This is a genomic window from Variovorax sp. 10L426 (genome assembly GCF_056395305.1).
Genome location: NZ_JBFTJF010000035.1, coordinates 1 through 26,613, shown reverse-complemented (window position 1 = coordinate 26,613; position 26,613 = coordinate 1). Strand labels below are relative to the sequence as shown.

18 protein-coding genes and 1 pseudogene are annotated in these 26,613 nt (G+C 65.7%); 10 read left to right on the top strand and 9 right to left on the bottom strand.

Annotated elements, in window-relative coordinates:
* The 3 genes from AC1DHL_RS28965 to AC1DHL_RS28955 all read right to left on the bottom strand — a co-directional run.
* The coding region (locus tag AC1DHL_RS28965; RefSeq protein ID WP_478105858.1) for a YadA family autotransporter adhesin at window positions 1-1,582 on the bottom strand (1,582 nt) is incomplete at its 3' end.
* Window positions 1,583-2,351: 769 nt separating this feature from the next.
* A complete protein-coding gene (locus AC1DHL_RS28960; protein ID WP_478105857.1) occupies window positions 2,352-2,564 on the bottom strand; it encodes a hypothetical protein in 213 nt (70 codons plus the stop codon).
* A 68-nt stretch (window positions 2,565-2,632) separates the two neighbouring features.
* The gene (locus tag AC1DHL_RS28955) at window positions 2,633-3,457 is read right to left on the bottom strand and encodes a DUF1266 domain-containing protein (RefSeq protein WP_478105856.1); all 825 of its coding nucleotides are present in this window, start codon (window positions 3,455-3,457) and stop codon (window positions 2,633-2,635) included.
* 489 nt (window positions 3,458-3,946) lie between these two features.
* Here AC1DHL_RS28955 and AC1DHL_RS28950 point away from each other — a divergent pair, with 489 nt between their 5' ends.
* Entirely contained in the window at window positions 3,947-5,245 is a 1,299-nt protein-coding gene (locus AC1DHL_RS28950) for an MFS transporter (protein WP_478164228.1), read from the top strand.
* A 20-nt stretch (window positions 5,246-5,265) separates the two neighbouring features.
* On the opposite strand, the gene AC1DHL_RS28945 is transcribed toward AC1DHL_RS28950, so the two are convergent.
* Window positions 5,266-5,841, bottom strand: a complete 576-nt coding sequence (locus tag AC1DHL_RS28945; protein WP_478164227.1) for an NnrU family protein — start codon at window positions 5,839-5,841, stop codon at window positions 5,266-5,268.
* 34 nt (window positions 5,842-5,875) lie between these two features.
* Window positions 5,876-6,508, bottom strand: coding sequence for a Crp/Fnr family transcriptional regulator (locus AC1DHL_RS28940; RefSeq protein WP_478105852.1), 633 nt, complete (start codon window positions 6,506-6,508; stop codon window positions 5,876-5,878).
* A 192-nt stretch (window positions 6,509-6,700) separates the two neighbouring features.
* Here AC1DHL_RS28940 and AC1DHL_RS28935 point away from each other — a divergent pair, with 192 nt between their 5' ends.
* The 5 genes from AC1DHL_RS28935 to qhpG are packed head-to-tail and all read left to right on the top strand — an operon-like array spanning window position 6,701 to window position 14,381.
* Window positions 6,701-8,233 carry an FAD-binding oxidoreductase gene (locus tag AC1DHL_RS28935; RefSeq protein WP_478164226.1) on the top strand — a complete coding sequence of 511 codons (1,533 nt, stop codon included), beginning with the start codon at window positions 6,701-6,703 and terminating at the stop codon, window positions 8,231-8,233.
* 11 nt (window positions 8,234-8,244) lie between these two features.
* Window positions 8,245-9,888, top strand: coding sequence for a hypothetical protein (locus tag AC1DHL_RS28930; RefSeq protein ID WP_478164225.1), 1,644 nt, complete (start codon window positions 8,245-8,247; stop codon window positions 9,886-9,888).
* A complete protein-coding gene (locus tag AC1DHL_RS28925) occupies window positions 9,885-11,627 on the top strand; it encodes a ferritin-like domain-containing protein (protein WP_478164224.1) in 1,743 nt (580 codons plus the stop codon). The genes AC1DHL_RS28930 and AC1DHL_RS28925 overlap by 4 nt, the downstream gene beginning before the upstream one ends.
* Entirely contained in the window at window positions 11,624-12,994 is a 1,371-nt protein-coding gene (locus tag AC1DHL_RS28920) for a radical SAM protein (RefSeq protein WP_478164223.1), read from the top strand. The genes AC1DHL_RS28925 and AC1DHL_RS28920 overlap by 4 nt, the downstream gene beginning before the upstream one ends.
* Complete coding sequence (qhpG, locus tag AC1DHL_RS28915) at window positions 12,954-14,381, top strand: flavin-dependent monooxygenase QhpG (protein ID WP_478164222.1); 1,428 nt, start codon at window positions 12,954-12,956, stop codon at window positions 14,379-14,381. Before AC1DHL_RS28920 ends, qhpG begins: the two co-directional genes overlap by 41 nt.
* Here qhpG and AC1DHL_RS28910 read toward each other — a convergent pair.
* A complete protein-coding gene (locus tag AC1DHL_RS28910) occupies window positions 14,355-17,501 on the bottom strand; it encodes an adenylate/guanylate cyclase domain-containing protein (protein WP_478164221.1) in 3,147 nt (1,048 codons plus the stop codon). The genes qhpG and AC1DHL_RS28910 overlap by 27 nt on opposite strands.
* Before the next feature lie 158 nt (window positions 17,502-17,659).
* On the opposite strand from AC1DHL_RS28910, the gene AC1DHL_RS28905 reads away from it, so the two are divergent.
* Window positions 17,660-18,619, top strand: coding sequence for a chitosanase (locus AC1DHL_RS28905; protein ID WP_478105838.1), 960 nt, complete (start codon window positions 17,660-17,662; stop codon window positions 18,617-18,619).
* Here the strand turns inward: AC1DHL_RS28905 and AC1DHL_RS28900 are convergent.
* The gene (locus tag AC1DHL_RS28900; RefSeq protein WP_478105836.1) at window positions 18,612-19,559 is read right to left on the bottom strand and encodes a DUF5996 family protein; all 948 of its coding nucleotides are present in this window, start codon (window positions 19,557-19,559) and stop codon (window positions 18,612-18,614) included. The genes AC1DHL_RS28905 and AC1DHL_RS28900 overlap by 8 nt on opposite strands.
* Before the next feature lie 306 nt (window positions 19,560-19,865).
* Window positions 19,866-21,131, bottom strand: coding sequence for an NUDIX hydrolase (locus tag AC1DHL_RS28895; protein ID WP_478105834.1), 1,266 nt, complete (start codon window positions 21,129-21,131; stop codon window positions 19,866-19,868).
* 181 nt (window positions 21,132-21,312) lie between these two features.
* Between AC1DHL_RS28895 and AC1DHL_RS28890 the strand changes: the two genes are divergently transcribed.
* Complete coding sequence (locus tag AC1DHL_RS28890; RefSeq protein WP_478105832.1) at window positions 21,313-21,510, top strand: hypothetical protein; 198 nt, start codon at window positions 21,313-21,315, stop codon at window positions 21,508-21,510.
* A gap of 134 nt (window positions 21,511-21,644) precedes the next feature.
* Complete coding sequence (gene yccS, locus AC1DHL_RS28885) at window positions 21,645-23,816, top strand: YccS family putative transporter (protein WP_478164220.1); 2,172 nt, start codon at window positions 21,645-21,647, stop codon at window positions 23,814-23,816.
* On the opposite strand, the gene AC1DHL_RS28880 is transcribed toward yccS, so the two are convergent.
* The gene (locus AC1DHL_RS28880) at window positions 23,803-24,321 is read right to left on the bottom strand and encodes a BON domain-containing protein (RefSeq protein WP_478164219.1); all 519 of its coding nucleotides are present in this window, start codon (window positions 24,319-24,321) and stop codon (window positions 23,803-23,805) included. The genes yccS and AC1DHL_RS28880 overlap by 14 nt on opposite strands.
* A 514-nt stretch (window positions 24,322-24,835) precedes the next feature.
* On the opposite strand from AC1DHL_RS28880, the pseudogene AC1DHL_RS28875 reads away from it, so the two are divergent.
* A pseudogene (locus AC1DHL_RS28875) lies at window positions 24,836-26,613 on the top strand (hypothetical protein); the annotation flags it as partial.

Sequence of the window (26,613 nt, the reverse complement as noted above, 5' to 3'; positions counted from 1 at the left end):
GGCTGTCGACCGCCAGCTTGCCCGAAGCCACGCCGCTCAGCACACGTGCACCATCTGTGCCGGTGAAGTCCACCGACATGCCGCCCGTGTCCTTGGCCACCGTGATGTGGCCGCTCGTCGCGTCCTGCTTCACCAGGCCAACGCTGCCGCCGTCCAGTTGCTGCGTCAGGTTCGTGACTGAGCCTTCCACGTTGGTCACCCGGCCGTCGATGCTGGTGACGCGGTTGTTCACCGTCGTCACGCTGCTGTCCAGGCTGGTGATGTTCGTCGTGTTGATCGCAATGTTGGCCGCGTTGGCCGTCACGTTCTGGTTGGTCGCGTACAGCTGCGAACCGTTCACCACATCCGTGCTGTCAGCCGACAGCGTGCCGGCTCCCACGTTGATGATCTGGCGCTTGAGGGTCCCATTGCCAACCGACACCGCATCGCTGCGGTCGGCGATCGAATTCGCGCCCAGCGCCACCGAATTTGCCGCTGTTGCATTCGCCTTCGAGCCAAGTGCCGCGGAATTGGCGCCCGAGGCAGTCGAATAGTTACCCACTGCCAGCGCAGAACTTGCAGTGGCAAGAGCGTTGAACCCCAGCGCAGAACTATCCGTACCCTGGGCCATCGCGCCTGAGCCCACTGCGGTCCCGTGCGAGCCAGCCACGGTGTAGGCACCCAGCGCCACGCCAGAAAACGCGCTGGTTACCGCCGTATCGCCGAGCGCCGTACCGCCACCTGTAGCGCGGGCGCCACTTCCGATAGCGACGGAATTTACTTGCGTCGCACTCCCCGCGACAAGAGGATTATTCCAATTGTTGGTGGCGGACGTGCCGTCCGTGGTTGCAGTCGCGCCGGCACCGATCGCAACCGATTTCAGAGACGCCGTGGCATCGTCGGTGCCATCCTCCAGGCCGCCGGCCTTGAAGTAGCGCGTCACGCCGCCCACCGCGTTGCTCAGGTTCGTGACCTCGGTGGTGTTGGCGATCACGTTCTGGTTCGTCGCGTGCAGCTGCGCGCCCGTCACCGCATCGGTGCTGGTCGCAGACAAGGTGGCGGCGTCCAGGTCCGTGATCTTGTTGTTGTTCATCTGCACCCGGTCTAGCATCGAGATGCCGGCGGTGCCCTTCAGTTCCAGCAAGCCGCTGGCATAGCCAGTGACCCGGGCAGTGGAAGTAGTGAAGCCATTGCCTCCGGTGGCATCCCCCGCGTTGTTCAACGAAAAGGCCACGTCATTGCCGGTCCCGCAATTCAAAGCGGAATTACTGTCCGTGCCCCACGCCCAACCGTTGCCAGTGCCGGGGTCGCACAACTGCAGGCCGCTATTAGCCGCCATCGCCGAGCCCGACAGCGCGAACAAGCCAACGATGACGCCGAGTCCGGCCGCGAGGACGGCGGACGAGGATTTCTTGCCCCTGGACCGGCTCAATTCCGCAGCGGCGATATATGTACCGGTCTTTTCGCACCAAATGCTCTTGAATGACTTGTTCATCGATATTTCCCAGTTAAAAAAATAATTTCTGAATTGCCAGCACTCCACCACAGCGTGCCGATCGCCCGGATCAGCTAGAGGAATGAGCAACTGCCCGAATGAGTTCAATGGTATTAGTCATGCAATTCAATTGATTTGGGACGATTCTCAAAACACAGCTGCGGGAAGCAGCCTCGCCACCAATTGACGCCTCGCGTGACTTTGTTCCGGGCTGCCGCCTTGTGCGAAAAGAGACGGCCTCGCGCATCCCGGAGGCCGAGGCTTTGCCTCGTCTACGCGGCAGTGGTCATCGACCGGACGGCCGGGTGCTAGCCTGGCGAGTGCCGATCTCGATGGAGACCGGGTTCCGCGTCGCCGCCATCGAAGACGGCGGACGCCAAGCGGCACACCGGATGACGCCCACCAGGGGATCAGCCGCATATCGATGACGGCAAGGCCTGCGGGGGATGAGCACGTCTACCGCAAACTGCAGGCGTTCAGCGGGCGTCGAATAGGCGCTTGCAGGTGATCTCTGGCCTCGAAACTCATCCTTGCAGGTCACGCGCACCCAAGCTTGTTGAGCGCCTCCGACAAACCTGCGTTACGACCTTCCCTGGCATCAACGCGCGACATTGAAGAGAGCTTGGGGGCCACGAGTCCGGCTTTATTCGCACAAGGCGGTAGCCCGGAACAAAGTCACGCAAAGGCGTCAATTGACGGCACGACTGCTTCCCGCAGCTGTGTTCAGAATCGTCCTAAATCGATTGAATCGCATGGCCAATACCATTGAATTCATTCGATCGTTTGCTCATTCCTCTAGCTGATCCGTGCGATCGGCACGCTGCAGTGGAGTGTTGGCAATTCAGAAATTGCTTCTTGACTAGGATGACCAAGCCATTCAAGAGCATTTGGAGAAAGCCGGTACGTATATCGCAGCTGCGGAATTGAGCCGGTCCAACGGCAAGAAGTTGTGCGGCACCGCGTCGAGAATTGCATCGAGCTCGTCATCCCGATGTTGGAGCTTGCGCGCATGGACGAACTGCAGGACGGTCAGTCCCACCAGACATAGCGAGATCAACGCCACCCATGCCCAGTACAGCTCGATCGCCATCGGCTAGCCAAAGAAATAGCTCGCGACACCCAGAAGGCCGGCGAGGAGAGCCAGTGAGCGATTCGCCATCAATCAATGTGCGACGTCGAAAACGCCATGCGCGCCGCCATGTCGGTCGCTCCCTCGGGAATCCGCTGTTCATGGCACCACGACGACGCGTGCCCTATGGGCGAATGCCGCTCGTCCAGCAAGACGGAATGCGTGCGCGCAATCGTCTCCCACTCTGATGTTTCGAAAATCTCCATCGACCCACGCATGCCCACTCCGACGAGCGCGGAGAGCGAATAGTCATTCCACGATCCAAAGTGCGTTCTGGCGCGCGCAGCCAACCGATCCAACAAGATCTCTGCGTGATCTTGCGAGACAAGATCGACCGCACGGGCGAGCCGAATCAAGTACGCAAGTTGCTGGATATCCCAAGCCAGAACGCTCAAATGGCTATGCCTCAATTCGTCGACACGTGCAAGTCGAGCCCGGAGCTTCATGGTGGTGTGGCAATCTTCGATTGCAGCGCGCTCGCCTGAAGAACGCGGCTCGCTCAGCCATGCAGCAATGGCACTCATCTCTGGTAGAGACATCACGCCCAGCCGCTCCACGTGGTCTTCGATCTGGCGCAGACAATCCGATTGCGACACGATCCCCCAGTGCTCCTCAAGGAGCCTCCTGACCCGCGGCTCGGGCAACGCACTTGCCACTCGATTGAAGTTGTCATGCATCAGCAAGGCGAAATTTGCGCTGAGCAGACAGCCAAACAATTGTTCTGCCGACATTGCCTCATTCGGCCGAAATGAAATCTCACGCAACCGGGTCGCCATTGGCAACCCCAGCCTTCCGCGAAGGAAGGTCCATAGAACGAGGCCCCACATGAAGGCCGCACTCAACAATCCCGTCATGATGTTTTCCCCTGGCGCATTTCCAGTCCGGAATGCGCCTTTCCTCAAGTACAAATAAATTGGTCGGCAGGATCTGATTCGACCCTGCCGACCCGTCAATCACCCTCATCCAGGCGCCTGCCACTCGCACGCCTGTTGGCGGCGAAGGGCAGAAAATCTGGGGCCAATGGTATTAATCGTGCAGATCAATGAAATTGGGAAAACTCCGAAAGTGCAACGCAAGGGCGCATGAAAGAAGGCAGTTTGTTGCGCGGCCTTCAGCCTTACGCGAGAACCAGCAAGCGGGTGACCACAGGGGAGTTCAAGAGCGAGGCGGTCGACTTCGTCGGATCGATCGGAGACCATGAAGCGCGTGCCGTCTCCGCGGAACAGCAGCGACGCCGGGCAGCTGATCGTCAGCTGGCTTTCTTACCGTCGAACGGGACCGATGTATAAACCTCCGCTTGTGCCAGGGGCAGCACCAAACCCACAACAACATTTGGAGACAGCGTGGATTCCATAGAACAGAGAACCATCTCGAAAATCAGCTGGCGGCTGTTGCCGCTGCTCATGGTCAGCTACTTCGTCGCCTATCTCGACCGAGTCAACCTCGGCTTCGCCGGCGCCTCGATGTCCAAGGATCTGGGCTTCACGAGCACCGTCTTCGGCAACGCGGCGGGCATCTTCTTCATCGCCTACTTTCTCTTCGAAGTACCAAGCAACCTCGCGCTCGAACGCTTCGGTGCCCGACGCTGGATCGCGCGCATCATGCTCAGTTGGGGCGTGCTGTCCATGGCGCAGGCCTGGGTCGGCGGAGCGACGAGTTTCAACGTCGTGCGCTTCCTGCTGGGCATGGCAGAGGCCGGCTTCTTCCCCGGCGTCATCTTCTATCTCACGCTGTGGTTCCCCGCTGCCTATCGCGCCCGTATCGTCGGCTGGTTCATGTTTGCCGTTCCGATCTCGACCGTGATCGGTTCACCCATCTCCGGCTACATCCTCAACATGGACGGCTTCTGGGGCATGCACGGCTGGCAATGGCTCTTCATCCTCGAAGCCGTGCCGGCACTGGTGCTGACCTTCTTCGTACTGTTGTACCTGCCCGACCGCCCGAAAAATGCGAAGTGGCTCACGCCCGAGGAAAGCAACTGGCTGCAGACCACGCTCGACGCCGAACAGCGGCATCGCGAGTCGATCCACAAGATTTCATGGAAGCAGGCGCTGCTCAACTGGAAGGTCATCTCGCTGGGCATCGTCTACATGGGCATCACGGTCCCGCTGTATGGCCTCGGCTTCTTCCTGCCGCAAATCATCAAGGGCTTCGGCGGGCTGAGCAATGTCGAGATCGGATTCATCAACGCCTTCCCCTATCTCGTCGGCGCGATCGCGATGGTGTTCTGGACGCGCTGGTCCGACGCGCGGCGCGAACGCAAGGTGTTCCTGCTGATCCCGCTTGCCTGCATCTTCTTCGGCCTCGTGGCCGCGGCACAGTTCAATGCACCCATTCCGAAGATGGCCGCCGTCACGCTGGCCGCGTTCGGCATCTTCACCGCCCTGCCCGTCTTCTGGACCGTGCCCACCGCGCTGTTGAGCGGCGTTGCCGCGGCGGCCGGCATTGCGTGGATCAATTCGATCGGCAATCTCGGCGGCTACATCGGCCCGACGATCTTCGGCGTGCTGAAGGACCGCATGGGCAACGACTTCTACGCGGTGCTGTTCCTCGCGCTGCTGTCGGTGGTGGCGTTTGGGCTCGTGCTGGTCGTGGGTCACGACCAGCGCGCGGAACAAGGCGTAGAACCAGTGCGGGCGTAAGGGTCGCCCCGCGCTGCTCGTTAGCCGAGCGGTGAGACGCCGACCATCCTGACGTGGATCCAGAACAGGAACGCGACATACACGACGAGCCCGCCAATGACAGCGATAAAGTCATTGAGCGGACTCGGCGGGGCACCGGGCACCGCATGTGGCACGACGCGTCGCTTGACGGAAATCCGGTCAGCCACCGCCCATAGAAGAAAGGCTCCGAACAGGAGCACGTCCGCCAGCGTTCCATTGGCCAAAAGGTGAGCCGTTGCCCAGAACTTCACGGCAAGCAGCATGGGGTGCTTGGCCGTGCGCTGTATGCGGCCGGGAAAGTAGGCCGCGATGAACAGCGGGAACACCGGCACCATCAGCAGGAGCGAGACATGCCGCAACGCAATCGGAGGCGTGTAGAGCACCACCGGCGCGTGACGCGCCACGCCGTAGCCATAGATCAGCAACAGCAATCCGGCCAGCGAGACCAGCGCATAGAGGCCTTTCCAGGTTCGTTCCCCGCGCCTTGCGATCTGCGCTTCGCGCCAGGCGGGGGCGACGATGGACACCGAATGGACGCCAAGAAACAGGATGAGACCAGCGACAAGAAGTGACATGGATGCTCCTCGATGGTGCTGCTGACCGAATCGGCTACCAGGCCGCCGGCAGCTTTCGCAGAATCACGATTCGACCGTCTCGCTGCTCGACGTAGCCGCCGGCGGTGAGTTCCTTCATGACGCGGTTCACCATCTCGCGCGAAGAGCCGACGCGATCGGCGATGTCCTGCTGCGTCAGCTTGCGGCGCACCACGCGCTCTTCGCCGACCGCGTCGGACAGGTCGGTCAGCACACGAACCATCCGCCCGTAGACATCCTGCAGCGCCATGCTGCGCACCTGTTCGGTGAGGCGACGCACCATGCGGATGAGTTTGCGCGTGAGATGCAGCGCGAAGTCCGGGTGCTGCGCGAGAAACTGGCGCAACTCGGTGCCCTGGACCACGCGGCATGTGCAGGCTTCGAGCGCCTTGATCGATGCCGAGCGCTTCTCACCGTCGATCGCCAGTTCGCCGAAGTACTCGCCCGGCCCGTATTCGGTGAGGACGACCTCGCGCCCGTCCTCCGAGCTCGCGTAGACCTTCACGCGCCCACTCAGCACGATGTAGAGCGAATCGGTGGTGTCGCCTTCGTTGATCAGGATCGCCTGCGGCGGGAAGGACCGGATCAGTCCATGCGGCGAAATGGCGTCGAGCAGGGCTTGCGGCAAGCGTTCATTGGCGGAACTCATCGATGGGTCACGAAACTCCTTTGCGCGGAATACTACTGCGCCCGCCCATCGCATGGATGACACGGATGCAATTGCCGCGACAACCCCAAAGCGATGCTTGCCTGTGTGGCGCTTCACTGCTACAAGCCTGTTCGACAACAAACACACACAATCACAATCGCGCCGCACCGCCGGCCGACGAGGAGATCCCCCATGTGGCGAATGAGTCGCAAGCAAGTCGCTCGGCGAGAGCGTATCCATGGCTGGGCGGAGGCCATGGCGGCCTATCCGGCCCCCTTCGACAGCAGTGCCGCGAAGGCATTGCAGGCGAAGATCCAGGGGCAGGTGGTCCTGCCTAGCGATGCGCCCTACGCGGCGTCGCGACAGCTCTCCAACCTGGCGTTCCAGAGCTTTCCTCAACTCATCGTCTACTGCGAGGTCTTCCAGGACGTCTGGGAATGCCTGCAGTTCGCGAGCCAATACGGTTTGTGGATCACCACGCGTTCCGGTGGCCACAGCACGGCCGGCTTCAGCATGAACGACGGCATGGTCATCGACACCAGCCGCTTGAACGGCATCTACGTGGACCCGGATCGCAAGGTGGCGGTGGTCGGACCCGGCACCAACTGGGGACATCTCAACGCGACGCTGGCGGACTACAAGCTGCACGTGCCGACCGGCATCTGCGGCGATGTGTGCGTGGCAGGGTTCATGCAGGGCGGCGGCTTCGGGTTGACCTCGCGGCTCTACGGGATGAACTGCGACAACGTGCGGGAGATGCTCGTGATGTTGGCCGACGGGCGCATCGTGCGCGCGGCGCGCGACAGCAATCCCGACCTGTTCTGGGCAATGCGCGGCGGCACAGGCAACAACTTCGGCATCCTGCTTCAGGTGACCTACGAGTTGCGCGATCTACCGCCGCTCTGGGGTTTCGGCCTGGAATGGCCGATCGACAAGGCGCCCGCCGCCCTGGCCGCCCTGCAGGCCGACTACATGCGAAGCGGCGCGCCGCCCGAGCTCGGCTACATGGGCGCGCTGGTTCGCCTCGGCCCCAAGCTCGACCCCGTGCTGGTCATGCGCGGCACCTACTGGGGCTCGCCCGCGCAGGGCAGGAAAGCATTGAAGCCATTGATGGACAACACAGGCGCCACACTCAAGCTCAACAAGGTCGGCACCTACTTCGAACTCAACGATTGGCTGTTCGAGAACATTCCGCCCTGCCCCGACCTGGCGCGCGAGGACAAGCAGTCCACCAACATCGCGCGGCGGCTCACGGTGGCGGAATGGCGCAAGGTCTGCAAGCGCTTCACCGAGAGCCCGGACCCGTGGACCGCCGTGGCCATCGAGCCGTACGGCGGCGCCATCAACCGCGTGCCGCGCGATGACACGGCCTTCGTGCATCGCGACGCCGACATGAACCTTTTCGTCGACGTGTTCTGGATGGACGAGCCGCAGCGCCAGAAGGTGCAGGCCTACCTCGACGACTTCATGACGCTCCTCGATCCAATGGGCAATGGAGAGTCCTACCAGAACTACCCGCGCCTCAGCCAGACCGACTACCGGCAGCGCTACTGGGCCGAACAGTTTCCCCGTCTGTTGTCGATCAAGCGCAAGTACGACCCCGGCAACACGTTCCGCTACGCCCAGAGCGTCTGCCCGGAGCCGGGCGGCCGGTGGCCTGCTCCGGCGGGCGATCCGATCGTGCCGGTGCCCTGGGGGCCGCCGCCGATCGATCAGAAGACCTGAAGGAGTGTCCGATGCGCACCTTGGTCAATATCTACTTCAATCCGCCCATGGCGGTCGCCCGCGTCGGGGCCAGCCCGACACCGATGGCTGCCTTCGAATGGGACACCGCCAAGACCGCGCACGGCGGCACGCAGACCGTCATCAAGCCCGCCTTGAGCTTCAACATCGCGCCCGACGGAACCCTGCGGCCCCACATGCCCCGTGAGATCCGCTTCAAGGACGCTGACGGCTCGATTCGTCCGGTCGCACCGTTCTTCGAACTGTGGGCGACGCTGCTGCGCCCGCACGACGGACAACTCGAAGAGTGCCCGTTGACCCTCGGCCTTCTGAAGGAACTCGGCATCGGGATAGACCACGTGGCGCTCGAAGTGACGGCCTCCAACCTCAAGGCCGCGCGCCGCACCGGCGACGAAGCCTGCGGGTTCACGGCCCGCGTCGAGATCGCCGGCAAGGATCACAGCGAACGCGCGCTCCTGGCCTTCAGCCGGCACACCTCGGGGCAGCAGCCGCTGGTGCTGCACGACAAGCCCATCCCCATCGGCAAGGTGCAATGGATACGGCCGGTGGAGCAGGCAGCCGAAGGCGTCGACCTGTCGGCTTTGCGGCTGCGCTTCACACCTGGCACGGGCGAGGTCTACGGTCCGCCGCAAGCAGCTTACGGACCGGATCGCCAGACGGTCACCGGGCCGCTCGACATCGAGGAATTCTCGAAGAAGGAAGACGGCCGCGTCCACATGATCGTCAAGTCGAAGAACCGCATCCTCAGCGACGCCACGGTGTTCTCGCGCTACCAGATGACCAACGGCCTGTTCGAAGACCCGCAGCCGCAGGACGGCTACGACGGCGCGGACGACGGCGATTGCGTGGCCTGGGGCGTGGTGGACGACACCTGCGATGCGCTGATCACGGCGTCCGTGGCTTGGCGTGGCGAACGCTATGGCGCCGCCGCGCGCGTGTTCGTCGGACCGCCGCAGTACGCGCCCGATCGACGGCCGTTCTACAACGTCGCCTCCGACCTCGCGGACCGTGACCTGCCGTTGATGAAAGTGACCCCCGAGAATTTCGAAGCGGTCAAGTGCGAGGTGGTGGAGTTGTTCCGGCGCGTGTTCGAGACCGCGAGTTCGCTCAACCTCGATGCCGCGCGCACGGAGGCCCTCCAGGACAACCAGGGCAAGATGGGTTCGACGAGCGTCCCCAAGGACGGGCTGCCCGCGGTCGGCAAGGAAAGCATGACGCGCGAGGACAAGCCCTTCATCGACCGCGTGCCCGACCTGACGCCGGGCCAGGCGATCTCAGTATTCACCACCAGCGTGCGTGGCGATCGCCTGACCTATACCGAGGTCGTTCCGTTCGTTCACGGGCAGTTGATGGACGAGGTCGTGCTGCTCGACTTCCTGCGCCGCCGCCACGACCATGTGCGCAAGCTGCTGCGTCCGCCCTTCGGCTTGCTGTCCCAATGGGACCAGGAGCCCGGACCGCAGCCCCATCCCGAATTCCGCGATCCGCGCGTGCTGCGCGATGTGCTGCACGACATGCGCATGCCGCCGTACATGCGCGACGCCTACTACGTTCCCTTGTCGCTCTCGCGGCGGCAGTATCACATGATGATCGACTTCCTCGATCTGCTGGTGGCGACGCCGGAGGCAAAACGATGAACGACCGCATCCAGCCCCGCAACCGCACTGCCCGGGCAGCGGCGATCGGCAACCCGGCGACCTCACGCATCGATTCGGCGGTCGCGAACTGCTTCCCAGGCCTTGAACTCGACGTGCGCGCGCTCGAGGGGCGATTCTTTCCAGGGCTGCTGTTCTGGGTGGTCGCCGCGCCGGTGGCGCCGGTGGCGGGGGCCATTCCCAACCAGGCCGGCATCCACCTGAAGTACCTCGACTACGAAGCCGACCCGATGCTGCCGGAGCGCAGCGACGAGCCGTGGGTGCAGAAGCTGCTTGAAACGTACCAGGGCGACACCGGCATCGCGTTGAGCGCCGGACGCTGGTATCTGCACTGGATCGAGCAAGGTGGCAAGCGCATTCCCTGCCATGACGATCAGGGCAACGCGTACGACGGCGAGCTGATCTGGCGCTTCATCCGCTGCCTGGCGCCGGGCGAGCCGCTGAAGATCGCGTTGATCCAGCGCGACGGCCCCGCGGGTCAGGCCCCCGTCGAACTGGAGGGATACAGGCGCCGCTACACCACGCACAACGGCGTCATCGATGCCGCCTATCCGCCGGGTGAGCTGACCGGGGCGATGTGCAATCCGTGGCAGCACGACTTCCGCGACTGCGCCTGCTACTACTGGGCATCGAACCACCCGGATGTGGTGCTCGGCGAGGGCGATGGCAAGAGCCTGCCGGACGGCTCACCCGCCGGCGCAACGGATTCGGTGCTCTGGCTCGATTGGCTGCGCCGCGATCGCAGCCCGGCGGGCGCGGTTGGTGCGCCGGCATCCCGTGCCGCGGCGCGGCCTGCGCAACTCGACCACTTCGAGATCAACCATCGCTGGCAGGACCTGGCCTATGTCATCGGCGGGCGCGAAGTGGGCGCGACGTACATGCCGCCCATGGCCCCGGTCGCCAAGCCCTATGCCAATCCGCAGGAGATGATCGCCGAGCTGCGCACGCGACTCGCGCCCCTGGAGCTGACGCTCGCCTACCAGTATCTCTACGCGCTCTTCTCCCTGAAGGATCCTCCGCCCTCGCCAAAGCCGGGCACGCCGCCCGCACCGTGGCCCACGCTGGCCGCCGACCTCGTCACCGCACGCCAGTTCGTCACGCTGGTCGCGGTGAGCGAGATGACGCATCTGCGCTGGGCCAACCAGTTGCTGTGGGAACTCGACCGTGCCGGCTTCTACCCGCCGGGTGAGCACTACGAGCCTGTGCTCCAACCGCTCGCTTCGTCCACCCAGATCCAGGGCATCCAGCTGCCCGCGTTGCGCCCACTCGACCTGCAGGCGCTGGACGACTTCGTCCGCATCGAACGCCCGGGCGGCCCCCTAGACACGGCCTATGCGCGCTGCGTGGTGACGCTCGAACAGGACATCTACCCGCGCGAGCTGTATGAGTTGGCCGTTCGGATCGACACCGACGGCACGCAGCACTACGCGCGCTTCCGCGACGTGCGGCTGGCGTTGCAGACTTATCGCCACGCATCCGGCCCGTCGCCCTATCTCCTGGACGTGCGGCCTGGCACACGTGACGAAGCGCGCGCGGCGCTGGACCTGCTCGCCGCTTTGCTGAAGGAATTGCGCACGGCCTACATCGCCGAAGCGGAAAGGCGCTACGACGACGCGCAAGCCGCGATCAACCAGTCGCGCCTTGCGATGGACAGCCTGCGCACCGAAGCCTTGGCACTGGCGGCGCGCGGCATTGGCATTCCGTTCTTCGACGTGCCATGACTCAGATCACCGTGCCTGTATCGTCGATCGGCCGGCGCGTTCGCACGCCGACGTGGCCGACCGAGGTGCATTGCTTCGACACCGAACACGGCACGCACGCGCTGGTGGTGGACGCTTCGCGCGTCTACGACGTGCCCGCGGATTTCGCCGGAGGACTCATCGAAGCGGCTCGACAAGGCGGCGCGACCGCCGAGCGCCGGTTGCTTGCAGCGTACGGGCTGGAGCAACCGCGGGCGATCGGCGATGCGATCGACACGCCGCCGGTCAATGCCATCGCGCTGGCCGTGTCCGAGCACTGCAACCTCGGCTGCGGCTACTGCTATGCCGACGGCGGGAGCTTCGGCGGCGAAGCGAAGCACATGCCCTGGGAGACGGCACGCGCGGCGATCGACCAGCTGCTCGACGGCGTGGCGCCAGGCGGCACCGCCAAGATGGCGTTTCTCGGCGGCGAGCCGCTGCTCAATCGTTCGGTGCTCCGACAGGCCACCGAGTACGCGACGGAACGCACCGCCGCGAAAAGCCAGACGCTGCGCCTCGCGCTGACCACCAATGCGACGGTGCTGAACGCCGACGACGCCGCCTTCCTCGCCGCGCACGGCTTCGCCGTGACCGTCAGCATCGATGGCGAACGCGAACTGCATGATGCGTTGCGCCCCACGCTGGGCGGCACCGGCAGCTACGACCGCATCGTGGCGCGCCTGCCGACGCTGCTTGCACGACAGGGCGAAAGACCGCTGCATGGTCGCTCGCCAATGCAAGTGACGGCGCGCGTCACGGTCACGCCACGGCATCGCGCCCTGCGCGCGACCATCGAGCACCTGATGGAACTCGGATTCCACACCGTCGGGGTTTCACCGAGCCTGAGCGCGCGCGACCCTTCGCTGCAACTGGCAGCCGGCGACCTCGACGCCCTGCTGGCGCAGATGATCGACTGCGCAGCCGAGTTCGAACGCCGCGCGGTGGCGGGCGGGCACTACCCGTTTTCCAACATGCTGTCCGCGATGCAGGAGATTCACCGCGGCACGCACCGCCCTCTTCCCTGCGGCGCCGGCGCGGGCTATCTCGGCGTCGCGGCCAATGGCGAGCTGAGCGCGTGCCATCGATTCGTCGACGATCCGCGCGCGGCCATGGGCAGCGTGTACGACGGTGTCGACGACGAGGCGCGCAGTCAATGGCTGGCCACGCGTCACGTCGATCGACAGGAACCCTGTCGCAGTTGCTGGGCGCGCTATCTGTGTGGCGGCGGTTGCCATCACGAAGTCCTGCACCGCGGGCGGGTGGCCTGCGATTTCATCCGCGGCTGGCTCGACCATTGCCTGCGTGCCTATGTGCGCATCTCCGAGCAGCGTCCCGGTTTTTTCCGCTGAGGTCTGCGTCCTCGGCGGCGGGCCCGCAGGGGCGGCTGCGGCGCTGCGCCTGTCGCAACTGGGGCATCGGGTAGTGCTGGTGGATCGGCCTCCGCGCGCTCGGGTGCGCGCTGGGGAATCGTTGCCGCCTTCCGTGCTGCCGTTGCTCGCCACGCTGGGGTTGCGCGCGCAGATCGAGGATGCCGGCTTTCTGCGCACGCGCGGCGCCCTCGTCCATTGGAACGGCAACGCGCCCCCGATGGCGCAGAGCGAGGCTGCGGAGCCCGGCCTGCAGGTAGAGCGCGAACGCTTCGATGCGATGTTGCTCGATGGTGCGCGGGCCGCCGATGTGCAGGTCGTGCGTGCCAGTGCCGAGTCGCCTGTTCGCGTCGACGCGCATTGGCATGTGCCGTTGCGTGAAGGAGGCTCGGTCCGATGTGAAGTACTGATCGATGCGCGCGGACGCAGGGCTCATCCGGTCGAGGGTCCGCGGACCGTGGCCTTGTGCGCCGACTGGCCGGGCCCTGCGCCAGCGGACTCGCGCACGCGCGTCGAAGCCGGCGAGTCGGCTTGGTGCTGGGCGCTCCCCTTGTCCAACGGCGGCGTCACCGCCGCGGCGTTCATCGATGCGCAGCATTGCGCCGGCATCGACGCGGTCGAACGCACGCGGCTCTATCAAGGCTTGATCGCCGCATCGCCTTTGTTGGCAGATCTGCTCGCCGGTCGTCAATGCGGCAAGGTGCTGGCGTGCGATGCGACGCCGGGTGCGGTAGCCGACGCGGCGCCGGAACCGGGCCTGCTGCGCGTGGGCGAAGCGGCATTCGCCATCGATCCCCTGTCGTCGCAAGGCGTCGCGGCAGCGCTGCGCTCGGCGGTGCAGGCGGCGGCCTGCGTGCGGACCGCGCTGCGACGCCCCGACGACGCGGCGCTTGCCTGGGCCTTTCATCGCGCGCAGGCGCAGCGCGCGATGCGTTGGCACGCGCGGCTCGCGGGCGGCTACTACGCGCAAGCGGCCGAGCGGCACGAAGACGCGTTCTGGTCCAGCCGCGCCGCGCCAGTCGATGCGGCACCGTCGGCACAACGCCCCTGGCCAGGACTCGACGATCGGCTCGCACTCGATGCGCAGGCCCGCTGGAGCCACGAGCCCGTGCTCGCGGATGGCTGGGTCCGCGCGAGCGACGCGCTTCGACATCCGACGCTGGATTCGCCGATCGCATTCCTGGGCGGACAGCCGGTGAGTGATTGGCTCTCGCCACTGGCATCGAGACCGGCGTTGCGCGATCTGCTCGATACCTGGCATCAGCGCTTCGGCGAGACCCGCACGCTGGCCGTTTGGCCGATGCTCTGGCGGCAGGGCCTGATCGTGCCCGCGAACCGAGCCTCAGTCGAATCCGCCGGCCGCCAGTGAGCGCAGTGCACGCTGCTCGAAAGCCGTCGCCTTCTGCGCCCGTGCCACGGCCAGTGCGCGCCGCAGGTCCGCCTCGGGCGTCTCGACGAGCAATTCGCCGCGCACGCGCCACATCTCCGCCTCGATCCAGCGCTCGCCCGTGGATTCGATGCCGCTGCGCGCGGCATCCAGAAAGGTGCGCGCTGCGTCCATGTCGCCGCACATCGCGTGCGCACGGGCCAGCAGCAACTCGGAGAAGGGCCGGTAGTTGCGGATACCGCTGGCCCACCACTGCACAGAGCTTTCGCGCATGGTCTTCAATCCCGCTTCGAGATCGCCATCGAAGGCACGCGCCGCACCGAGGAAAAAGCGCCCGCCGCTTTCCATCACAGGAAAACCGCGCTTGATACCCACCTCGATGGTGCGCTCCGCCAGCGGCGGCACATGGGCCCAGTCCTCGTGGACCGCCAGCAGCAGGCAATAGAAGATGAGCGCCTGGCCGATGCTGTGCGCGTGATCGATCTGGTCGGCCCACGCAAGCCCCTCGCGCTGCACTTCGAGCGCCGCGTCGACATGACCCTGCACCAGCCGGGTCAGCGCCAGGAAGTTCGACGTCATCACCTTGTGGTCGATGCCGAGTTGCGTCGCAATCGAGGCGTGCCGTTCGGGCTCGTACAAGGCCAGCGAGCGTTCGAGATGGGTCGCGGCCGTCGTCGGATCGCCGACATGCAAGGCCACCGCACCCACGGCGCGCAGGCCGATCATCTCGAACATTCCGTCGCCGTTGGCGCGCGCCACATCGAGCAGCGACTGGGCCGAGTCGAGCGCGCCCGCGTATTGCGCACTCACCAGGTGGTAGGAATACAAGCCATTGAGCGCCGGAATCAGCCGACGCTGATCGCCCAGTTGGCGCGCCAGCGCACTCGCCCTCTCGTAGGCCGCGCCGGTCGCCGGTGCGCCGACGCCTTGCAGCGCGCGCAAGGCGCTGGCCAGCGGAATCTGCAGCGTCAATTCGAGCGCATCGCGGTCGAGACCGGATTCGAGGCCGGGCAGAAGGTTCATGCCTTCCTGCAGATGCGCCAAGGCTTCACGGACCGCCGAACGCGCGAGCGCATGTTCGCCGGCATGCTGCCACTGCACGATAGCCGGCCGTATCTGGCCCGCACCCGTGAGATGGCGGGCCAGGGTCTCGGGCTCCACTTCGACGGTCTTCGCGAACCGCTCCTGCAGCACTTCGGCGATGCGCCGGTGTACCGCCTGCCGCGCGCTTCGCAGCAGCGAATCGCCGGCCTCCGCCTGCAGCAGCGCGTGGCGAAAGGTGTAGCGCTGCGGCACGGAGCCCGGCATGGCCTGAAGGATGTCGCCCGCTGTCAGATGTGCCAGCACCCGCGTCATCTCGCCAGGGCTCATCCCGCAGACAGCGCCCAGCAGGTCGGTCGAGAATTCGCGGCCGAGCAGCGCAGCGGTCTGCGCGACCGACTTGGCCGGGCCCATGCGATCCAGGCGCGCCATCAGCGACGCGTGCAGGCTCGCCGGGACCTCGATGCTCATGGTGCTGACGACGGAATCGATCACCGAGCGCGTGATCTGCTCCGCATACAGCGGCACGCCTTCCGCGATGCTGGCGATGCGCTCCACCAGCGCGGGAGCGAGCGCATGGATGGCCGCCACTTGCTGGATCAGGTGTCGGATGTGAGCGCCGTCCATGCGATCGAGCGTCACGGTGGCCGTCGTCGCAGGAGCGTCCCACGGCGGAACGAAGTCGGGCCGCGCGGTCACGAGAATCAACAGGCCCGGTTGCGGCGGGCCTTCGAGCAGCAGCTTCAGCACGGCCAGCGTCGAAGGATCTGCCCAATGGACGTCTTCCCACACCATCAAGGCCGCGCGATCACGTGCGGCGGCACGCAACCAATCGAGCAGCAAGGTCTGCAGGGATCGCATCAACACCGGCGGCGGGATTTCCGGCGCACCTGCGGCGGTATCGAAACCCGGTCCGGTCAGCGCGGCGAGCAGTCTTGCCGCGTCCGGACGGTCGATGCCGTCGGCCTTCAGCATCGCATCCAACCGCGGCAACACGTCATCACCGGGGGCGTCGGGGTTCAGTCCGGCGCGCAGCAGCAACTGGCGAGCCACCGGATGCAAGGCGCTTTGGCGATGGAAGGCCGAGCAGCGCAGCACCTGGACGCTGCCACCGTTCGCCTCCACATGGGCGCAGAGCTCGTCAGCAAGACGTGTCTTGCCGAGACCGGCTTCGCCAACCAGCGAGACGGCGAAGCCCTTGCCGCCGCACACGGTCTTCCATGCATCCTGCAACGTGCCGAGATGACCCGCAGGGTCTTCCAGTTCCGGTCGCGCGAAGCGACGATTGCCGGCGTTGAGTTGTCCCACGACCCTGGCAAGGCGCACAGGATTGGCCGGGTCCTTAAGCACCACCGGGCCGAGATCGTCGATGACGAAGCGCAGGGGCAGCAGGTCGAGCGTGGCCTGGCTCACCAGCACCGTGTTCGGCTCGGCCACGCCCTGGATGTGCGCGGCAAGGTTGGGCGCCTCGCCCAGCGCCAGCCTGCTCGGATTGCGCGCATCGCCGAGCCCGCCGACCACCACGAGCCCGGTGTGAATACCCACGCGGACCGCCAGCCCGCCCGCCACGCGCGGCCCGAGTCGGTCGCTGAGACGAAGCACCGTTTGCACGATCGACAAGCCCGCCTGCACGGCACGCTCGGCATCGTCCTCGTTGGTCACCGGGTAGCCGAAATAGGTCAGGATCCCGTCGCCCAGGAACTGCGCCACATGACCACCGAGCGGACGCAAGACCGCCGCGCATTCGTCGTGGTAGCTGCGCACGATGTCGCGCAGGTCTTCGGGGTCGAGGCGGGAGGACAGCTTTGTCGACCCGACGAGGTCGCAGAACATCACCGTGAGCTGGCGCCGCTCGGCGGGCGTTTCCTCCACCGGCGGACGCCAGACGAGCACGAGGCCGTCCTCGTCGAACGCGACGCGGCGACCGAGGATCAGTTCGTTCTTGACATCGGTCAGCGTCGCCGGATCGAGATGGAACTCGCGCTGCAATAGGCCGTACGTGACCCTTTGTCGGGTCTTGAGAAACTCGGCGACGGCATCCAGGACGGACTCGAAACTCATGCTGCGGCTGCCGAGTTTGTGGGGAGGGCGAAAAACTCAAGCAGTATATGCGGCGACCACCTCTCTTCCGTCGAACGCCATCCCCTGAAAGAGAGATGGCCCGCTCCGGCGCTTTCTGCTGCAATCCCCAGCGACACGCACTCGCCGGAGGGAACGCCATGACCGATGTCCAAGCCGTGGGCGCGCTGCTCACCTCGACGCAAATCAAGAGTGCCCAGGCCATCGTCAATCTGTTCGAGACCGGCACCGTGCTGGGCGACTACGGCCAGGTGACGCTGATCGACGGCGATACCGGGCACCTCACTTATGGCCGGTCGCAAACCACGCTCGGCTCCGGCAATCTGGCGACGCTGCTGCAGCGCTATTGCGCGAACCACGGCGCGCGCTTCGGTGCGCGGCTCGCAAGCTCGCTCCCCCGCTTCGCGCAGCGCGACCTCACGCTCGACACCGACATGAAGCTGCACAACGTGCTGCGCGCATGCGCCGATGACCCCGTGATGCGCGACACCCAGGATGGCTTCTTCAATGACGTCTACTGGCGGCCCGCCTATGCCACGGCAGGCAAGCTCGGCATCGTCTCGCCGCTCGGCGTGGCCGTGGTGTACGACAGCAGCGTGCATGGCTCGTGGGTCCTCATTCGCGACAAGACCGTCGCCGCGGTGGGTGCGGTCGGTGCGGCCGGCGAGAAGACGTGGATCCAGGCCTACGTTTCAGCCCGCAGGAACTGGATGGCGACGCACAAGCGCCCCGACATCCGCGCCACGGTCTATCGCATGGACGCATTCCAGCGCTTGATCGACCAGGGCTTCTGGGGGCTGGAACTGCCGCTCGTCGTGCGTGGCCAGGAGATCTCGGCGGCCACGTTGTCGGCAACGCCGCCGGGCTGCTATGACGGGCCGCCGCCCGGATCGCGCGTGCTCGCGGTCCAGTCGCCGCTTGCGCGCGGGCTCGATGTCCGGCTGCTGCAGCTTGGGCTGTCGGATCTGGGCGCGGACATCAAGGCCGATGGCGTGTTCGGGCAGGCCTCGCTGAAGTGCGTCAAGGCGTTCCAGGCCGCGCAAGGCTTGCCGGCCACAGGCATTGCCGATGTGCCGCTGATCGCGAAGATCGTCAACTGAGGTCGCAGGCGCTGCGTTCGAGCGGCACCCTGCTCCAGCGTCCGTTCTCGGCGGCGCTCTCGAAAGCCGACTGGAAGAAGGAGAGCAGCGCGGTTTCCGGGTCCGGATCGTTGCGAACGGCCTCGTACGGCAGCACGTATTCGCGCAACTGAGGGTCGTACCGAGCCGCTGCCGGAAGCACTGCATGCGTCGCGTAGCCCGGCGGCTCCGGGTAGGCATAGGCATAGAACGCGGGTCCGGCGACCGCGCCGCCGCCGGGCCAGAAGCCGCAACTGGCGCATTCGTGGGAATAGGCCTCGACCATGACGTGATCCGGACAGTTCGGCACGCCGCCCGGATGAGGCGGCGCCGTCCGTCCGGAAAATCGCGTGGCCGCCAGGTCGAAGGCGCCCCAGAAGAAGTGCACGGGACTCTGCTTGCCATCGAAGGCGCCGCGATAGCGCTTCAGCACGCGATCCGTGCTGGCGACGATGCGCCACCAGCGGTTCACGGCGTCTGCGTCATAGGACGTGTGCTCCCGGTCCTGGGCAAAAGGAATGGCGGGATCGACCTCTACCGGCGAAGGCATGATCACCGGCTCGACCCCGAGCGCCCGCAAGGCCGCCTGATACTGCGCAAACCAGTCGGCCACGCAGCAGGGTGCGAGCGCAAAGCTGTGCGTCGCGCCATCGCTGCTGCGCATCGAGAGCGCGTGCGAGATGAAATCGAACTCGACCTCGATGCTCCGGTCGCCATAGGGCATGGCCGAAGTGGTCAGGCCGCGCGGCGTCACATAGAAAGCGACCTGCCACCAATGGTTCTCCATCGGCGCCAGCGCGAGACGCGTCTTGCCGACGATCTGCGTCCACATGTGCAGGGTGGCGTAGGTGTCGCGCCACGCGTCAAGCGGCAACGCCGGCCAAGCCTGCGCCACCGCCACCTGCCTTGCCAATGAGTCCATGTCTGGGTCCCCGTCAGGTCGATGGGACCCATGTTAGCCAGCTTCGCCTGCACGCGATTGTTTCAATCCTGTGAACAGGGCATCCGTGCCGCGTGAAGACTTCCCGCCATCGTGCGCTTGAGAATCGGCCGCTCTGGCTTCCAAACGGACGCCGTGTCACATTGATCTACCGATGGCCCTGCTCCGCCGATGCCTGCTGGACGTCCGAATCCTGCAAGGCGACCATGACACCTCAGCGCTCGACTGCGGCGTCCTCGCGCGCGATCTGGAAGAACGCGTCGTCTTCGCCCAGGGCGAGGCCGCCGCTCAGGCCCGCCTGAGAAATCCGCTGGCCGGCGCCAGCCACTCGACCTCTTCCGCCGTCAACCCGGAAAGCTGAGCCGCATCGCGGACGAAGAGCATCTTTTCTTCTTCCAGCAGAAAGCACGCGAGCGCATCCGGGCCGTCCGGCGCGCGCATCACGCGCAGGGTGCAGCCGCCGACCTCCAGCCGCTCGCCGTGCGATGTTGAAAGCCCATGCAATGTCAGTATCTGGCGGACCGGACCCGGTGCCGATGCACGCAGCACAATGGCGTGGGCTTCGTCGTCGGGACAGGCGGTGACCAACGCCCACTCGTCGCGCTCGCCACCGATGAAATAGCTGTTGACCAAGGCATCGCCGCTCTGCGCCGTCACGCGCAGCACACGAGGCGAAAGCCGCATCGCCAGGCCGTGCGTGAGTTCGTAGCGGCCATGGTTTTGGCCGTCCGGATCGATGCGCGAGAGTTCGTCATAGGCCGGATCACCCGGGTTCACAGGCCTGCGACCAGCGGGACCGTCGGCCAGGCGGGGCATGACGAGCGGGACTTCGCGCAAGCCGCGCGCGTGCTCCATGCACTCGGCTGCGCTGCCGAAAGCCGCGAGTTGCTCCAGGATGCGCCGCTGCACGTTCATCAACCGCAGTCCGCGCGCCGCGTCGAGCGCTTCGGCCGGGCGAAGCCACAGGTGTTCGACCGTTTCCCGCCCGTCAGGACGTGCGCTCTGCGCTGCCGGCGCCAGCGCCACGAAAAAACGTGTGTCGAAGCGTCGCGGCATGCCCGGCGGCGTGAGCCAGTGGCTGAAATAGGCGAGCTGGTCGACGGCAAGCCGCCATCCACGGCTGTCGCAGAGCCGCAGGAACGCGTCACCGCCCTCTTCCACGGCCAGTCGCAGCGCAGCGACTTCGCTCGGCGACATGTCGTCGAGCGCCACCAGCCGATCGTCCGCATCACGGGCGAAGAGCAATCCGGCTTCTTCGAAGCATTCGCGAACGGCGGCGGCGTAGTAGTCGAGGCCGTTCGCCAGGGTGGCGAGGCGCCGGCTGGCAGCGACGTCGTCGACACCGATGCAGCGCGCGTGCAGCGCGCGGTCGTTCGCGTCGACGGTACCGCCGGGAAAGACCGCGGCGCCGCTGTTCTGGTCCGCTTCCTTCTCGGCGCGACGCAGCATCAGCACCTCCAGTCCGGAAGGGCTGTCGCGCAGGACGATCAAGGTGGCAGCGACGCGAACCGGGCGCACCGGCGCGGTCGGTGGAATATTCGTGGGAGTTGTCATGGACTTGTCGTGGGGCTGTCTGGTTTTACCAGCAACGCCCCCGCATGACGCGTCGCGCGCACGACGCAGAAAAACCTGCCTTAATACCCCGAAACCGCCGGGAAGGCAAGAATCGTTTTGAGGAGGCGGTCGGCCCCCGCTTGTCCCAAACTTTGTACCGTCATGACAAGGCGGAGAACCCGTGGTCAAGAAGATTCAGCTCAACGACGAACAGTGGAACACCCTTCAGGCGCTCCGTGAGGCGCATGCCCAGCGGCGGCCGACCCACGCGATCAGGATCTCCGAGCGCCTGCGGTCGAATGGGCTGGTCTCCTCCGACCGCCAAGGCTGCAAGTTTCTGACCGAACAGGGTCTCCAGCGGTTGAACCAGGGCCGTTGAAACATTCCCGCCACGCCTCGGAACTCGCCCACGGCCCGCCATTACGTTTACTGACACCACGGTGGCACGCATCGTGCACAACCTTCTCGATGGTCTCCTCTACCGTCGATACGCTGCGGCAACGGCTCCGCGAAATGACAAGCCGAGCCCAGGCGCTGCGCGTTTTTCTCACGCTCGCAAGCCTGATGGCGACTTGCCTGCTTCTTGGGCATCCACACGCGGTCACGCCGCTCTTCCTCGGAGCAATCGCGAGCGCACTGGCCGAAACGGACGATAGCGGACGGGGGCGCTTTCGCTCGCAGATCGTGACGCTGATCTGCTTCGCGGCGGCGGCCGCGGCCGTGGAGACATCCATCGGCATACCCATCCTTTTCATCGCGGGCCTCTCGCTGGCCGCGTTCTGGCTGACGATGCTCGGCGCCGTCGAGCCACGCTACAAGGCCATCGGCTATGCCACGCTGATCCTCGCGATGTACACCACGCTCGGCATCGAGAACCAGGCTGGCGACGCGGCCCGCAGGCAGCAAGAGATCGTCCTGTTGCTCGCCGGGGCCGCCTGGTACGGCGTTTTCTCGGTCGGTTGGTGCGCCGCATTTCCGGCACAGCCGGTTCAGGCGCGCCTTGTGCGGCTGTTTTCGGTGCTCGGCGACTATGTGCGGTTCAAGGCGTCGCTGTTCGAGCCCTTGCGCGGCATCGACATCGAGCGCAAGCGGCTTTCCCTGTCGCAACTCAACGCCGACGTGGTGAGCGAACTCAACGCCGCGAAGGAAAGCATTTTTCGCCGCATCGGCGCGCGTGCGCCAACGGGCCGCATCGCGCGCTATCGCGGCCTCTACCTGATCGCCCAGGACGTGCACGAGCGCGCGAGCTCGTCGCATGACGACTACAACGCACTCGCCGACACCTTCTTCCACAGCGACCTGCTGTACCGCTGCCAGCGCGTGCTGGACTTGCAGGGCCAATCCTGCCTGCGGCTCGCCCGGTCGATCGCCCGGCGCGAACCCTTCACGGCCGACGGCGTCACCGTGCAGGCGCTGGCGGACTTGGGCAGCGCCATCGAGCACGAGCGCATGCATGCGCACGAGCCGCGCCGGATTTCGCTGCTGGCCTCCGTCGAGGCACTGGCGCGCAATCTCGAGCAACTCGACGGCCAACTCGCCGGCGCCACGCAGCCGTCGGCGAAGGCCGGCCGCAACGACATGGGCCTGCTCGACCGCTCGCCACGATCCTTGCGCGACGCGGTGGAGCGCGTGCGGCGCCAGCTCACGACGCAATCGCCGCTGTTCCGCCACGCGACGCGTCTCGCCGTCGCGCTCCTGGCCGGTTGGGGCGTCATGCAATGGATCCATCCGGTGCAGGGCTACTGGATCCTGCTGACCACCCTTTTCGTCTGCCAGCAGACCTGGGGCGACACCGTCTCGCGCATGGGGCAGCGCATGGCGGGCACCGCCGCCGGGGTGGTCACCGGCTGGGCGCTGCTGGGGTTGTTTCCGCAGCACTGGCTCCAGTCGCTGCTGGCGGTGGCTGCGGGCGTGCTCTTCTTCGCGGCACGCGCCACACGCTACCTCGTCGCGACGGCCTGCATGACCGTGCTCGTGCTGATGTGCTTCAACCAGGTGGGCGACGGCGGCGTACTGATCGTTCCGCGGCTGATCGACACCGCCATCGGCAGCCTGATCGCCGGGCTCGCGATGCTGCTGGTGCTGCCGCACTGGCAGGCGCGCCGCTTCAACGAGCTTGCCGCCACGGCCCTGCGCAACCATGCGGGCTATCTGCGTGAGATCGCCAAGCAATACCGTTCCGGCCCGCACGACGACTTGCCCTATCGGCTGGCCCGGCGCAACGCCCACAACGCGGACGCGGCGCTCGCCATTGCGGTGTCGGAGATGTTTCGCGAGCCCGGCTTCGTGCGGCCGCGCGCGGGCGTGGCGCTGCGCTTTCTCATCCAGTCGCACACGCTGCTGAGCTATCTCTCGGCTCTGGGAGCGCATCGCGTGGCGCTGAAAGATCCGGCGCAGGCCATCGCCATGATGAATGTGGCGGACGAGACGGCGACTCTGCTGGAAGTCCTGGCCACCGGCCTGCAGCGCGCAGCGTCGGACCCGGACGAAGCGGCGGCCAGGCTCGCGTCGCACAAGACGCCGGCGCCGCTGCCCAACGGACAAGACGCCGATCCGGCCGTACAGCTCGTGCGGACCGAACTCGCGCTGATCGCGCTGCAGATCGAGGCCCTGCGCGACCATGCCCGGCAATGGCTGCAGCTCAAGGACGCCGCGCCGGAACTGGCAGCGGCTACATCGCCCTGACTTCCAGCGCGTTGTCTACCGCTCCGACGCCTTTCACGCCCTTGGCGATTTGTTCCGCCCGCGCCTTTGCCGACGCGGCGGGCGCGGCGCCGGCTAGGCGGACCGTGCCGGCCTTCGTCTGGACGTCGATGTGGGCAGCGTTCAGTTCCGGGTCCTTCGCCAGCGCGGACGACACCGACATGGTGATGGCGGCATCGTCCGTCGTGGATACCGCGGCCCCGCCAAGGTTCTTCACGGCGTCCTTCACGGCACCGACATCCTGCCTGACCTCGGGCGAGTTGAAGTAAGCCTTGGTCTTGTCGCGCGCAGCTTCGGCCAGCTCGGCAGCTTTTTCGGCGGCTGCCGCGGTTGCCTTCTCGGTCTTGTCGACGGCGGCATCCAGCTGTTGGCCGGCGGATTCGTTCTTCGCGGTTCGGTCGGTACACGCGGTCAGCGCCAGGACACACGACGCGGCCATCAGCGCGGACAGCAGATTCCGACCCCTGCTCCAGCCTTGATCACTCATTCAACGACTCCTTTCCGTGCGGGGCCCAGGACGCGGGCCGATCCGCACAACTTATTCGCTTGGGACTCGGACGGCACGCCGCCGCCGCCGCAATGCGCTGTAGGCAGACGGCGCGACGCCAGGCCGATGTCGGCGAAGCCTCCTTTTTGATCCCGCATGATGAAAGCGAATTGCCTGCTGTTACACGCAGAATTTGCATTTAATAAGGAAGTTCGCAGGGAAAAAGTCACGGGGCAATACCGTTGTAACAGCACCCTATGGTTATGAAAACATCACGAAAGGATTTGCAAGAAAGCTTGTCGGGTAGGACGCTTCCCACGTACAACCCGGCATCTTCTGAAAACTCGAGGTCTTTTTTTTGAAATCGCTAGATAAAAGTTCGCTTCTGCTGCTTATTGCGGCAAGCACCCTTTCAGCTTGTGGAGGTGGGGGAAACAGTGGCGTCGGCGCCCTCGGGGGGACCAGCACGGGCACAGGCACCGCCGCGGCGTCCAGCGTCGACGGCAGCGGCACCTTGGTGGCCGATGGGGGCTCGGCCAGCGCGGGCTCCGGATCGACCAAGGACGCCAAAGTTTTTGCGGCGGCAAAGCCTACGACCATCGCCGCGGAGGGCGCCAGCTTCAACGTCGCCAACGGCACCGTGGTGAGCTTTGGTGCGGGGTCCAACTGGGTCACCAAGACCGTCAGCGGTGCGGGTACATGTAGCGTCGGATTCTTCGGCTCCGATCCGGCTCCGATGGTGGTCAAGTCCTGTCAGATAGATTCGACGGCTGCTCCGGCGCCAGCGCCAGCTCCCGCACCGGCCTACACGACCGTTGCCGCCGAGGGCGGTACTTTCAACGTCCCCAGCGGCACCGCGGTTCAGTATGGCGCCGGTTCCAGCTGGATCACCAAGACCGTCAGCGGCGCAGGCACGTGCAGCAACGCATTCTTCGGCTCCGATCCGGCGCCCATGGTGGCCAAGTCCTGCCGGGTCGCATCGGCAGCCCCGGCCCCCGCCCCGGCTCCGGCGCCATCCCCGGCTCCTGCTCCTGCTCCCGCACCGTCCTACTCCACCATTGCCGCCGAGGGCGGTAGCTTCAACGTGCCCAGCGGCAGCACGGTTCGCTATGGCGCAGGTTCCAGCTGGATCACCAAGACCGTCAGCGGCGCGGGCACATGCAGCAACGCCTTCTTCGGCTCCGATCCGGCGCCGATGGTGGCAAAGTCATGTCAGGTCGCATCGGCATCAGCACCGGCACCGGCGCCTGCTCCAGCACCGGCGCCTGCCCCAGCACCGGCGCCCGCTCCGGCAGCTGGCAGTGACATCGTCGATTCGTCCTTGACGGTCATCCCCGCTTCCTACACGGCGATGGCTGCGCAATTGAGCAAGGACGCCGGCATCGCCTACCGCTACGGTCCTGATGCCGCGTCGTACGGCACGGCCAACACAGGCCCCTCGCTAACCAAGCGCACGGACATCAAGCTCACCGCGCCGGCGCAGGACGTCCCGTTCTACTGGTCGGTCGGCGGTCCCGTGACGAGCAATCCTTCGGCCTATTCCACGAACCAGGGCAATGCGATCTTTACGGCCGACGACCCGACGCAGCGTGTCGGCGTGAGTCTGCTTCAGACCTCCGCCTACATGTACAACGTGTTCGCCCAGCTGCCGCAGCTTGCCTGGCAAATGGACATGGCGACGGGCAAGGGCATCGATACGCCGAACGTCATGAACTACAAGGCCGCCGGCATCACCAGCGGCAACCCGGTGGCCATCGGCAGTTGCAAGGGTGCCGCCGGCTTCTGCGCCGAAGGCGTGGTCGCCTTCCAGAACGGCGCGATCGGTACGGTGAGCAGCAACACGGCAAGCAACAACGCTTCGGCCATGCTTGCCCCGAACAAAGTGCCCACGGGCGTTGCGGTGACCAACGGCAACGAGTTCGCGCTGGTGACGGTGTGGGACACCGCGGCGCTGAAGGGCCAGGTTGCCGTGGTGGCACTGGCCGGCCTGTGCGACGGCTGCTCCATCAACAATCCGGCGGGCTGGTACAACTGGTGGAATGAGTGGAAGGGCGTCTACCCCGGCCTGCCCAACATGGGCAACACCGCCTTCATGAAGATCCTGGGCTATGTGGACATTCCCGGCATGACGGCGCCGACCGAGATCGCGGTGACCACCAATCTGAACCAGTTCAGCAGCGTGCTGGTCGGCGGCAACTTCATGGGCCTGGCCAACTCGCCCCTGACGAGCAACTGGCAGAGCTTCGCCAGCGGCGGCGGCAACTACGGCCGCTATGCCAAGGGCGGCGTGGC

What these genes read in the sequence shown, in the direction of transcription:
- AC1DHL_RS28935 (WP_478164226.1), top strand. Translation starts at nt 6,701, where the DNA reads ATGTGGCGAATGAGTCGCAAGCAAGTCGCTCGGCGAGAGCGTATCCAT.
- AC1DHL_RS28955 (WP_478105856.1), bottom strand. Translation starts at nt 3,457, where the DNA reads ATGACGGGATTGTTGAGTGCGGCCTTCATGTGGGGCCTCGTTCTATGG.
- AC1DHL_RS28930 (WP_478164225.1), top strand. Translation starts at nt 8,245, where the DNA reads ATGCGCACCTTGGTCAATATCTACTTCAATCCGCCCATGGCGGTCGCC.
- qhpG (WP_478164222.1), top strand. Translation starts at nt 12,954, where the DNA reads ATGTGCGCATCTCCGAGCAGCGTCCCGGTTTTTTCCGCTGAGGTCTGC.
- AC1DHL_RS28945 (WP_478164227.1), bottom strand. Translation starts at nt 5,841, where the DNA reads ATGTCACTTCTTGTCGCTGGTCTCATCCTGTTTCTTGGCGTCCATTCG.
- AC1DHL_RS28900 (WP_478105836.1), bottom strand. Translation starts at nt 19,559, where the DNA reads ATGGACTCATTGGCAAGGCAGGTGGCGGTGGCGCAGGCTTGGCCGGCG.
- AC1DHL_RS28940 (WP_478105852.1), bottom strand. Translation starts at nt 6,508, where the DNA reads ATGAGTTCCGCCAATGAACGCTTGCCGCAAGCCCTGCTCGACGCCATT.
- AC1DHL_RS28910 (WP_478164221.1), bottom strand. Translation starts at nt 17,501, where the DNA reads ATGAGTTTCGAGTCCGTCCTGGATGCCGTCGCCGAGTTTCTCAAGACC.
- AC1DHL_RS28960 (WP_478105857.1), bottom strand. Translation starts at nt 2,564, where the DNA reads ATGGCGATCGAGCTGTACTGGGCATGGGTGGCGTTGATCTCGCTATGT.
- AC1DHL_RS28920 (WP_478164223.1), top strand. Translation starts at nt 11,624, where the DNA reads ATGACTCAGATCACCGTGCCTGTATCGTCGATCGGCCGGCGCGTTCGC.
- AC1DHL_RS28905 (WP_478105838.1), top strand. Translation starts at nt 17,660, where the DNA reads ATGACCGATGTCCAAGCCGTGGGCGCGCTGCTCACCTCGACGCAAATC.
- AC1DHL_RS28880 (WP_478164219.1), bottom strand. Translation starts at nt 24,321, where the DNA reads ATGAGTGATCAAGGCTGGAGCAGGGGTCGGAATCTGCTGTCCGCGCTG.
- AC1DHL_RS28895 (WP_478105834.1), bottom strand. Translation starts at nt 21,131, where the DNA reads ATGACAACTCCCACGAATATTCCACCGACCGCGCCGGTGCGCCCGGTT.
- yccS (WP_478164220.1), top strand. Translation starts at nt 21,645, where the DNA reads ATGACAAGCCGAGCCCAGGCGCTGCGCGTTTTTCTCACGCTCGCAAGC.
- AC1DHL_RS28925 (WP_478164224.1), top strand. Translation starts at nt 9,885, where the DNA reads ATGAACGACCGCATCCAGCCCCGCAACCGCACTGCCCGGGCAGCGGCG.